Origin of the sequence: Thermocladium sp. ECH_B, assembly GCA_001516585.1 — an archaeon.
Lineage (GTDB): Archaea > Thermoproteota > Thermoprotei > Thermoproteales > Thermocladiaceae > Thermocladium.
On sequence record LOBW01000064.1, the window covers coordinates 1 to 10,989 of the forward strand.

A 10,989-nucleotide genomic window follows, 5' to 3' on the forward strand; every position below is an offset into this window, starting at 1 on the left:
ATTTGGTAGGAGGCGAACCACATTAGTCCTCTTGTTAGTGCATTTAATTTCTTTGATGCCCTCTCCCGGTATTGCGGGGGAAATCAGCTCCCGCTCCTCATTCCCAAGAAATTGACCGGAAGAGGGCATCTTAAAGAGGAATAGTAAGAGGTTTTTAAGCTTTTACCCCGCCCTAAAGGGCGAGGCTTTCCGTTTGTTCTGTAAGCATCTTGTGCGGTCATGCTGAACCCGGGATCAATGAAGGCCCTTGCGCGTATGCCTAAGTAAGGCGCAAATGCCGGGGTCACTGGTACTATTCCATACTTGATGCCGGGCAAGGAGAACTGAATTGATCGTAATGAGATTACCCTATCCATGAAGTACAGCAGCTCAACGCTGAATCCATATGCCGAATCATTAACTAGTGCANCCACTGGCTTCTCGCACTTAACGAATGAGTTAATCATGCTTATTAATTCATTAAAGTATTGTCTAGCTTGCTCCACTGATGTGAAGTTATATACTTCAACCAAGTCTAATCCAGCGGAGAAATACTTGTTTCCGGTCAAGATTAGGCCTGTAACTCTGCTGCACAAGACATTCACAGCGCTTCTCACTTCAACGAACATATCTTTATTGAATGCATTTCTCTTCTCAGGCCTGTTTAGCATTATTATGCCAACGCCGTCCCGTATGGATGTAGCTACAGCCATGAAGCAGGTAATTCATCGCATCCAATTAAGTCTAGCGACTGATAAAACGAATAGCAAACCTCGCCCTTAAGGGCGGGGAAGAGGTCAGATACCTCCTTCCTAAAGCTCGGGGGGCTCTGGGGCTCTAAATGTCAAAAAGTTTTTCCGCTCAAAAACCGTAAAAAGATCGCTGTTCTTGGCGAAGTGAAATATTTAATAATGGCCGGAGCCAATTAGTGGACATGTGCCGTCAAGCCATTTTCAATTTAAGAAGCGCTGAGGCCTTCATTGATATCATTGATAAATTAGTTAAGTCAGCGAAGCACGATCCTAGGGCGACTTGGGATGACAAAATGCATAATGATGGTTGGGGCATCGTATTGGTGAGTAGAGGACCAGGATCATTGGCCAAATTATTCTATAAATCCATCAAGCCCATCTTTGATGACGATATCTCGTGGATTCGTAGCATAATTGGTTCAGGCCCAATTAGCGGCATGATTCATGCAAGAAAGGCCAGTGATGGTGAACCTAAAAACGTGGATTCCTCGCATCCCCATGAGGTGTTTGTAGGTGATGGTTTCCTATATTTAGTTCATAATGGCAGTGTGGATAAATTACTAATAGCCGGGTACATGGCTGATGAGTTTGGATATAAACTCAGCACGGGGGAGATAAGCGACACTAAAGCGCTCTTAATACTATTATCCGCAATATATGAAAAGACACAGAACCTCGAAGCCGCATTGATGGAATTAGCTCAATTATCGCGTAATTTGGGAATAATAAGGACTTCGCTCAATATAGGTGTGATGCATGTATCGGAGAAAGGCGAAGAATTATTTGCTGCATCAATGTATAGTAGGAATACGTGGAGTGATGAGCGAAAAAGGAATTACCTTGATATGTATCTATTGAAGGACGAAGACAATATAATCGTAGCCTCCCCCACACTGGTTGATGATTATGGCTTAGAAACAGGAAATAAAGAGCTTCTACAGCCTGAGTTTGATAAAATGATAATTGTTGATTTACGTAATGGCAGGAAAATTACGGCTTAATTAATGCATCTTTCGCCATTTTCATGAAAAGAGCGGCAAATCCTTGTCCCTTCAAGAATGAAATGCCTAGTTTTAGTTGGGTAAGATTCAAATAGTTGAGTCTGGGCTATTAAGTGGATAAATGATAGATGCTGGCTACTTGATCGATCGCATAAGGAATGCTTTTTACGTTGATGATATTGATCAAGCGATTCTCCAAGAGTTGCTGAGCGATATAGAGGAAATCAAGCGAAGCGGGGCAGCGGTGACCCAGGACATAGTTGATCGTGTAGTGATGCTTCACTCCAGGGAAATAATGGGTACAATACTGAGTAATATACGTAAATCAATGCCAGGTAAATCAGGTATAAGAAGGGCTTTACCGTACTTATTCAAGGAGGCAGTGGAGGGGCAGGGATTAGAGGTGGAATTAAACGGCATTTATAACGGGAGAAAGATAGATGCCCTAATTCGCTTGGGAACAACTTGGGTACCCATATCATTAACTTATGGGGAAGAGAGAAATTCATCGCCTGGCATTATTCATTTGAATTTCAACCCAAAGAGNCCAAGTGAATCCGATTTCATTGTGGAGCTGCTTAATGATCCACCGTATTACGAGATGCTGCTTGGCTCTAAATTCCTTGGTTTACTGCGAGAAGGTCATAGGATTCGTGGAGTTAGATTCAATGTGCGCAGCGAGGTTTTATATAATATTTGGAGATTTTACAGGAGCAGGAAGTACTTGGTTGTTCCGGGCCCACGAATAGGCATGCAGCTTTATGATCTAGAAATAATAGGGTTTAATAGGCATCTAGTTAAGGTAATGGATCGAGTACCTAAATTACCGGTCAAGCCGTATTCTCGTTATCGCAATGTGATAATCATTACCAGAAAAGGCAAGCCACGCCGTGACGGTAAATTACTGGTGCTTCCTTTTAGTCGTGTAATCAATATGCTGGAAAAGGATGGAATATTGAAGTAACTATAATGCTTAACGCCGTAGGGATCCCTAAAGATGCTTCAAGAGATGAAAAGCCCATACTGACCTCCTCCCCGTNCTGAAGGGCGAGGTTTGTCGTCCGCTTTATCATTGATAGAGCCATAAAATATTTCCTTTAGGGTGCTTTCTGCTCATCATGTTGTGAAGGGATTAGATTACCGATATATGTGCCAATACATGTAGGGCTGTTCCTATTAAGAATGTTCCCGCAGTTGCGGCTAGACTTAAGCCAGCGTTCCTTGCCATGCTGCTGATTATGCCGGTATTGCCTGTCAATGATGTAATTAATCCGGATATGGATTGTGCCGCTATCATTAATATTATTGCAGTTATAAGTGCCATGTATCGACCAGCGATGAGACCAATAGTTGGGAACGGAATTGTTACTATGAATGCGCCAAGCAAGTATGATAGACCAGTATAGATAGCTGAATTAGTTGCATTGATGTTTTCCTTCTCCTTCATGGAGAGAATATTATAAATGGCCTCCTTATTATTCGGTAAACTGCTTGCTATGGTAGCCGCCTCATCTTCTGGGATGCCGCTCTTCACAAGCATCTCCACTGCCCTATCCTTAAGGGCGCCTATGGATAGCAATGATAGGCCAAGCCTAGCGTTCTCTATCTTGTGCTTATTTGCGTCTTCTTCAGCCTTAGTGCCTAGATATGCTCCAATGGACATGGATAATGTGCCGGCGACGCCAACTATGGCCCCCGCCATGCCTATTAATAATGGATTAGGTATCACTGGCACTAATCCAGCTATTGCTGAGAGGACCTCAACCAATCCATCGCTCATGCCGTATATTAAGTCCCTTATATTGCTGAGTTTTTTGCTGAAGCCAGTCGCTGCTTCAATGAAGTAATCTTCATGCACGACCTCATCCATTAATATGGAATCCATGGTTGAATCATTGCTCTTCAATCTGGCCTCAATGTATTTATTAACTGCTTTCTCTTCATCCTTCTCCCTTAGCTTAAGCACGATGCCCAGGCCCATTAATCTCCTCAACAATTTATATGTGAATACCTTGAAGCGAGACACCCTGGGATGCAATTCTATATTTAGCTCCTTTGCCTTATTTCTCCAGTACTCCGCGTGTCGTAGCTCGGTCTCGGCTATTTCATTGAGTGCCGCCTTTATCTCCTTATTCTTTTCCATTGATGCTAATGCCTTGTATATCTCGTGATCTGTTAATTCATCAATGTAGAAATCAACTATATCCGATTCATCCCTCATTAGGGGAAGTTTTTTTGGAGTTATATAAATCCTTGCCTTAACTGCTCTGTGATGGTTTGCAATCCTTTAGTTTCTCTTTCTCCTCCTCCAGCTTCTCCCGAAGCTCTATTAATGCTCCCTCCCTAACAACTAGTGCTCTTTGGTAATTCATTAATTCGCGTTCCTTTTCCATTAGTCTCTTTTCCCAATCAATGAGTTTCCGCTCCTCTTCCACTAATCTGGTGAAGAGTGGCTCCAGCTTCTCCTCCAGCTCTCTCCGCTTCATTGTTAGTTCCTCATCAAGTTTCTTTAGGTATTCCTCCTTCTTAGTTATCTCCTCATTTTGTCGGCTTAACTTCTCCTCGGCTTCCTTTAGCTCCTTATCCCTTCTCTCCAGTTCCTGCAGCGTTGAGTTTATGTACTCCTCCCTTCTTCTTAATTCCTCTTCCCTCTTGGCGAGTTCCTCCACGCGTTGCTTATACTCTTCCTCCCGCTTATTTAGGTCCTTTAGCCTCATGTTTTCGGTTTCTATCCTGGCTGCCTCCAGCTCCAGTTTCCTCTCAAGGGACTTAAGATTAAGCTCCTCCTCCCTTAATTGCTTTTCACGCTCATTAAGCTCAACTAGTTTATTGCCATAATCCTGTAGCCGCTGGGTCAAGTCCTGCACTGAGGTATTCAATGTTGAGCTTAAGTTGCTTAAATCCACGTATAGTTTGCTGACCTGCTCATACTGTTGGCGTTGCCTCTCTATTTCTTGGCGTTGCCTCTCTATCTCGGCCTTCTCGTTCTTTATGGCTTCTTCCTGAGCAGTTAATTGAGCCTCCTTAGCTGATATATTTATCAATTTATTATCTAGCTCAGCATGCTTCTCCATTAATTGCTTGTGAAGAGATTGAAGCTCAGTTAATAACGCATCTACTCTGGATAAATCATTTATTATCTTTGTCGACTTATCTACTCCATCGGTCAATTTCATATCAATGCTATTAAGGGTTGGATTTATGCTGCTCAACGTGTCCTTGACCTTATCTAACTGCGACTGAACCTCATTAACATATTTGCCTATTGAATTGATCAATTCATCGGATTTATTAAGCGTCTGCATTAATGAGCTGGACAGTGAATCAGAAGTGGTGGCGAATTNCTTATATAATTGATTTAGCTCATTTAATCTATTGGTCTCCTCTGTTATGGCGTCCCTGACTAGTTTCATTGAATCCTGTATTGATTTATTTATCCTGTCTAGATCAATTGCTAATCCTTGTATTATCTTCCTTATATTGCCTAGCTCAACGCTTATTGTTTGGTTTTGCTGACTAAGCGATTTATCTATCATTTCCAGCCTTTGCAATATGTTATTTATGGCTTGCTCCGATTTCTTTCCTCCGCCGCCCAATAAAGACATGACTTAAGTAGTTACTAGCAGGTATATATTATTTTTGTTGATTCTGATGCTCCATTATATAGCTNCTCANCAATCCCAGCGAGTCCTCTATCCTGCTTAATTTATTGGAGAGCTCTAATTGAGTCTCTTGAACCAATAATAATGTGTCTCGTATGGTTTTTTCATAGGATGCAATGCTATTCTTCATCTCATCTAATGAGCTGAACATCATTACCTTTATTTCATTAAATTCATTAGCGGTATTGGATAATTGGGCCACTAATTCACTTAATTGATTACTTGCCCTGGATATGTGATCCCTATATGCGAGTAATCCAGTCTCTATATATGCAAGCTCACGAAGGAGGTCAGTTATCGATACCTTTGAACCAGCTTGAATAGTGGCTTCAAGCGACTTAACCGTGGACTTGGTTTCCTCCATGGATTTACTTATATTAGCCAATGCATCACTAAGGGCCGCTACGCTTCGCTGGACTTGCCTAATCTGCCCCTCAATTGATTCAATATCTATCTCATTACTCATGATAATAGGCTTGGCTTTGTCTTTATAAACATGTTGAGCAATTCGCGGCTAAATCCTCAGCCGTGGATTCTCCTCCTGATTATAATCATGACTGCGGCTATTATTATGGTGGCTGTGATTAGTGATATGCTGAAGTCCCCAAGCATTGGTCTCATTATTGTGCACTTCTCGCCCNAGGGGATCATCGCATACATGTATCCAAGATAATTTGTCTCATTGATTGTGGCGTATCCATTGCAGTAAATTTCCACTCTTGCTAGGGGCAGCGGTAATCCAAGTGCATCGTTGATTCTNAGCTTCTTCTCGATTATGAGGGCAGTAATATTGTATTGACCTGGTCCCCCTATTTTAAGTCTCTTAATTTGTATGGTGTTGTTTCCTATTTTCGTCGAATTAATTATGGGGGTAGTTGCACTTATCCATTCTATTAATTCGCCTATTTTTGTTCCGTTCAGATCCACAATCGTGGCGTTTATTAACCATTGTCTCTCATAATTATTCATTATATTGAATGGCTTATAGATATCTAATTTAGATGCATTAGTAGATATCAGCACTAGCCTTGTGTGATTACCTTGATATATGATGTTCTGCGGTTCATTTATTATCATCGATCCATTATCGATCCATGTTCCATTATGGATCCATACATTTCCATCTATGTATGTGGCGTTGATCAAGTAATATTGAAGCCTTAAACCAATGGTTATGTTGAGAGGCTCATTTGCTACTATATTATTAGACTCATTGAATATAAGCCTTGTCCCGTTAGTGTAAGTAAGCATTATGGGCCTTAATGATAATATAGTTCCATTATCTAGCCATGAAGTGGTTGTATTGATTGTTCCTAACGGTGATTTCCAAGTTATGTTAACCAGGTACTCCAACCTATATAGAATTGATGCATTAATCGGCTCATCCACCAATATACTTGATTGGTTAATCAGAACCAATCTAGTGCGGTTCATAAACGTGATTAATGGAGGAAAAGTCAAAAGCGTTCCCTTAATTCTCCAATTAATTGTTGAATTAATCATCCTTTTACCGCCATAGATTTTTATGTTAACCAGGTACTCCTTAATCCACCTTATCTGAGCGGTGGTTATTGTGGAGTTAAGGGTAATATTGAAATTATTGGATTGAATTGCCTTGCCATTTATTATTGATCCATTATAAACCAACCTAGTATCATTATGGAGATTCACTGTGCTCATTATATTTAATGGGATTGTGGAGTTTGGCCTGTAATAGCCGCTAATGTTAGTTAAAAGGCCTGATTCATCTATGATCGATAACCTATAGTAAACCTCTACATGCTTTACGATGCAAAGCGGACCATATGTTGGCTTTTCCTCTCCGTTGAAGGTCACCCATGAATAAATGCATATATCATAGTTACCGCTTTTATTGAAATATATCGATTCATTGCCATTAATCCCACTTGCTGTCAATATATTGGTTCCATTAAGCATTATGGATACATTTCCATACCGAGATAATCCATACCTTATTAATAAGTCGCTATTACCGAGACCAATTGACGTTACGTTAAAGTAGTTTATGATTGGCGTCAGCCACGTCACATTTATCTCAAACTGTCCTGGAAGCATCTCTAGGCTAGTTGAGCCAAGGAATTGGAGGACACCATCTATGCGCCTATATGCTTGATAAGTCTCATTTCCTATCCTATGTATATAAATCAATAGGCTAGAACCATTAACTAGGGTCAAGTTCTCGTTAAGCGCGCCCCTCAAGTATATTAGATATTGTCCCTCCACTCTTGGGACCATGATCCTCAGAGCCACCACCGGCATCAATGATATATTCAATGACTTATTACTCGCTAGGTTAATTGAGCCGCTTAGGGGCCCCAAGTACTTCCCACTTATGCCGTAATTATATGAGTTGCAAATCACCAATAGCGTTGCAGTACCATTAATAGAGAAGGAATACCTATCTTGATTTGGGGGCTGGCTTTCCATATTGATAGTTATGTTAGCCGGAATACTAGTTCCATTTATAGTAGCATTAATCGATAAGCGGCAATACTTAATCCTCTGCAGGTTAATTGTATAATTCAAGTTATTGTTAACGTAGAGAGATTGAGATAAGTTATAGTACCCAGGCGCCTCCGTCTCTAATTGATAGGTCCCTGGAAATAAATGGAACTCCGCTACGTTGGACTTAATCGTGATGCCGTTGAGGGTTACTGTAGGGGTCGTAGATGAGTTAATTATTATGGTTACGTTATAAATAGATGGCGGTTTAACTATTCCTATTACGCTGTTAAGCCCATCATTGCCTACATAGGCAAATAACCCTGCACCAATGGGTGTTGCTCCATATATTACCATTGGAAAAAGAGGCTCAGTGCTGCTAACCTCTAACGCTATACCTCCCTCTCCGGCTCCATAATACCCTATTCCCCCATATCCATTAGTTAGGCCCCCCTCTATGAGGAACTCATCATAGCCATAGGAGAGTCCATTTATCGATGCAAATTGTGAATTAAACGCATTAATTATGACAAAGCTATTATTCGTTACTTCCCCAAGCTCGCCATACGTATAATTCCCTGAGGATATATAGCCGCCTATCATGAATTCGCCGCCACCATAAGCTACCGCAGTTACGGCAAACATGTTGCTCGGCAGCATAGATGAATAATCTCTAAATGTTCCATCATAGTATGCGCCTAGGGCTCCCGCATTACTTGTTGATCCGCCTATCATGAATTCGCCGCCACCATAAGCTGCCGAGTATAATGATGTGTAATCACTTGGTAACTTAATTTGATGAAATGATCCATTATATATTGCAGCAAATGCCGTTCCACTGCTTGTTCCCACTATCATGAATTGATTATTTCCATATGCAACCCCATATAATGATCCTTGGCTAATTCCCAATGATCCGCTGAGGTCAGCTATGCTGCCTGTCGATGGATTGAAGATTCCTATAAATGGCTTTCCATTACTGCTTGTTCCCACTATCATGAATTGATTATTTCCATATGCAACCCCATATAATTCGCTTTGTAGGGTAATGCTTTTTAACAAGGTTAATTGACCATCATTAACGGTAAATACGTTTATCACTCCAGAACCTGATTGTGTATAACCAACTGCCACTACATAATTGCCGCCAGCCGCGACACTTACTAATTCCTNATTATTTAGTTCTAGTCCAAAAACCACGGAACTAATGCCCAATAGTATTATGATGGCTAATATAGTAATTATCCTCATATATCAGCCAAATAACTGGGCAAAGGATTAATTAATTTTTCGTAATTATAGGATATAAGAACAAAACGAAAAATATTCCCAAGTATTAGTTCCCATTAAATTGGGATTGAACATAGGCATCTACTTCTTTGTCATCAAATTTATAAAACCCAAATCGGTGGCTGTTTTCGTGCCTAATCCAACAGGTCCAAGCAATGTGGAGCTACGGCTGCTTATTAGGTTTCTTAGAAAGGCATCTGCTCAGACCGGTGCCGCCATATGGAGATATGTTGCCGATATATTGGAGAAGCCAAGGAGGAGCAGGGTATCGGTTAATTTAAGTAAAATAGACAGGTATGCCGCAGATAATGATGTGGTGATTGTTCCCGGCAAGGTATTGGGTAGCGGCGAGTTACGGAAGCGGGTCACCATTGCTGCATTTAAGTTTTCAAAGGATGCGGCAAGCAAGATAAAGATGGTGGGCGGTGATGCCATAAACATCTCAGAGCTAGTTAAGAAGAATCCAAAAGGCACTGGGGCCAAGATAATAACTTGAGGTGAATGATAGATGTCGATGCAAGTTATCTCAAAGGGGGTTACTCCGCAAGAAAATGAAATAGTGATAGATGCCACTAATCACGTAATGGGTAGGTTAGCCAGCACTATTGCTTCGTTGGCGTTAAAGGGTAAGCGGGTCATTGTAATTAATGCGGAGAGAACAATAGTGACCGGTGATTATAATACAATTCTTGAGCAGTACAAAAAGAAATTAACGGAGGTCAGGACTCATTATAATCCAGAAAGAACTGGCCCAAAGACTCCTAGAAGGCCGGATAGAATTCTTAGGCGGGCAATAAGGGGAATGTTGCCATATGACAAGGAAAAGGGCAAGAAGGCATTAAGTCTAGTGAAGGTCTATCTTGGCACGCCTCCAGCATACGAGAAGAGAACCAAGTATATCGTAAAAGGGGCATATTTCCACATGATCCCCGGCTCGCCCTATACTACCCTTGAGGATCTATGGAGGGGTATTGATCCTAAGACTTGGTCTGCCTGGCGCGAGTCATATGATAAACTTAAAAAGACTGAGGGCAATAAGGGTGAACAGAAATGAGTGAGGAAAGACAAGAGCAAACCATGGAGCAAGCAGCAATGCAAAGCGAGGTTCAGCAGCCGCAGGAATTGAGCCAAGTGCAAGTACCTAGAAAGATGCATTGGGGAGTAGCCCACATATATGCTAGTTACAATAATACAATAATCATAATCACTGACTTAACCGGGGCAGAGACAGTTGTTAGGGTTAGCGGTGGGCAAGTAGTAAAGACCGACAGGGATAAACCGAGCCCCTATGCAGCAATGCAGGCTGCATATAAGGCCGCACAAGTTGCCATTCAGCGCGGAGTTACGGCTGTCCATATACAGGTAAGGGCGCCGGGCGGTTATGGACCTAAAACGCCTGGTCCAGGAGCTGTTGCCGCCATTAGGGCGCTTGCTAGGGCTGGTTTAATGATAGGCAGGATAGAGGATACAACTCCAATACCGCACGATACAATAAGGCCGCCAGGCGGTAGGCGCGGCCGCAGAGTGTAATAAAATCCATTCCTTTACCTGCAAAGCATTTATAAATCCCCCAATCATACACATGGGGAAAGCCTCGCAATTTATGGCGGGGATGAGGGGGGAATAACTTTAAATATTTGACGTTTTTGTTTTTCTGATGCCCATCGTGGGGTTTAGGTTCAGAGCATACACCGATCGACGAACGCTGAGGGCGTTAAAGGCCCAATTGGAGTTGGCTTGTGAGGTCTACAATACCCTACGATGGGCAGACACGTACTTCTACCATGAGGATGAGAAGGGATTAACCCTCACGGAGTTGAGGCAACTAGCCCTCGACTTGAG

Annotated in this window: 10 protein-coding genes and 1 pseudogene; 6 read left to right on the forward strand and 5 right to left on the reverse strand. The window is 41.8% G+C overall.

Annotation, left to right across the window (positions count from 1 at the left end; translation table 11 throughout):
* Nucleotides 1-83: 83 nt before the first annotated feature.
* On the reverse strand, nucleotides 84-692 hold the full coding sequence (locus tag AT710_07645) for a hypothetical protein (GenBank protein ID KUO91036.1): 609 nt from the start codon (nucleotides 690-692) through the stop codon (nucleotides 84-86).
* Nucleotides 693-913: 221 nt separating this feature from the next.
* Between AT710_07645 and AT710_07650 the strand changes: the two genes are divergently transcribed.
* Together AT710_07650 and AT710_07655 are read left to right on the forward strand one after the other, a co-directional pair.
* Complete coding sequence (locus AT710_07650; protein ID KUO91037.1) at nucleotides 914-1,732, forward strand: hypothetical protein; 819 nt, start codon at nucleotides 914-916, stop codon at nucleotides 1,730-1,732.
* Between the two features lie 121 nt (nucleotides 1,733-1,853).
* Nucleotides 1,854-2,696 (forward strand): hypothetical protein, encoded by an 843-nt coding sequence (locus AT710_07655; GenBank protein ID KUO91038.1) that lies wholly within the window; start codon nucleotides 1,854-1,856, stop codon nucleotides 2,694-2,696.
* 168 nt (nucleotides 2,697-2,864) lie between these two features.
* On the opposite strand, the gene AT710_07660 is transcribed toward AT710_07655, so the two are convergent.
* The 4 genes from AT710_07660 to AT710_07675 all read right to left on the reverse strand — a co-directional run bounded on the left by AT710_07660 (nucleotide 2,865) and on the right by AT710_07675 (nucleotide 9,108).
* Nucleotides 2,865-3,953, reverse strand: coding sequence for a hypothetical protein (locus AT710_07660; protein ID KUO91039.1), 1,089 nt, complete (start codon nucleotides 3,951-3,953; stop codon nucleotides 2,865-2,867).
* 37 nt (nucleotides 3,954-3,990) lie between these two features.
* Nucleotides 3,991-5,337 carry a hypothetical protein gene (locus AT710_07665; GenBank protein KUO91040.1) on the reverse strand — a complete coding sequence of 449 codons (1,347 nt, stop codon included), beginning with the start codon at nucleotides 5,335-5,337 and terminating at the stop codon, nucleotides 3,991-3,993.
* 28 nt (nucleotides 5,338-5,365) lie between these two features.
* The gene (locus AT710_07670) at nucleotides 5,366-5,860 is read right to left on the reverse strand and encodes a hypothetical protein (GenBank protein KUO91041.1); all 495 of its coding nucleotides are present in this window, start codon (nucleotides 5,858-5,860) and stop codon (nucleotides 5,366-5,368) included.
* A 56-nt stretch (nucleotides 5,861-5,916) separates the two neighbouring features.
* Complete coding sequence (locus AT710_07675; protein ID KUO91042.1) at nucleotides 5,917-9,108, reverse strand: hypothetical protein; 3,192 nt, start codon at nucleotides 9,106-9,108, stop codon at nucleotides 5,917-5,919.
* Between the two features lie 169 nt (nucleotides 9,109-9,277).
* Here AT710_07675 and AT710_07680 point away from each other — a divergent pair, with 169 nt between their 5' ends.
* The 4 genes and pseudogenes from AT710_07680 (at nucleotide 9,278) to AT710_07695 (ending at nucleotide 10,989) form a co-directional block, all read left to right on the forward strand.
* Nucleotides 9,278-9,643 (forward strand): 50S ribosomal protein L18e, encoded by a 366-nt coding sequence (locus AT710_07680; GenBank protein KUO91043.1) that lies wholly within the window; start codon nucleotides 9,278-9,280, stop codon nucleotides 9,641-9,643.
* Nucleotides 9,644-9,655: 12 nt separating this feature from the next.
* Nucleotides 9,656-10,201 carry a 50S ribosomal protein L13 gene (locus AT710_07685; protein KUO91044.1) on the forward strand — a complete coding sequence of 182 codons (546 nt, stop codon included), beginning with the start codon at nucleotides 9,656-9,658 and terminating at the stop codon, nucleotides 10,199-10,201.
* Between the two features lie 38 nt (nucleotides 10,202-10,239).
* Nucleotides 10,240-10,677, forward strand: a complete 438-nt coding sequence (locus tag AT710_07690) for a 30S ribosomal protein S11 (GenBank protein KUO91045.1) — start codon at nucleotides 10,240-10,242, stop codon at nucleotides 10,675-10,677.
* Between the two features lie 127 nt (nucleotides 10,678-10,804).
* Nucleotides 10,805-10,989: pseudogene (locus AT710_07695) on the forward strand.

Excerpts from the sequence above, each read along its gene's own strand:
- AT710_07650 (KUO91037.1), top strand. The coding sequence starts at position 914 with ATGTGCCGTCAAGCCATTTTCAATTTAAGAAGCGCTGAGGCCTTCATT.
- AT710_07660 (KUO91039.1), bottom strand. The coding sequence starts at position 3,953 with ATGAGGGATGAATCGGATATAGTTGATTTCTACATTGATGAATTAACA.
- AT710_07685 (KUO91044.1), top strand. The coding sequence starts at position 9,656 with ATGTCGATGCAAGTTATCTCAAAGGGGGTTACTCCGCAAGAAAATGAA.
- AT710_07690 (KUO91045.1), top strand. The coding sequence starts at position 10,240 with ATGCAAAGCGAGGTTCAGCAGCCGCAGGAATTGAGCCAAGTGCAAGTA.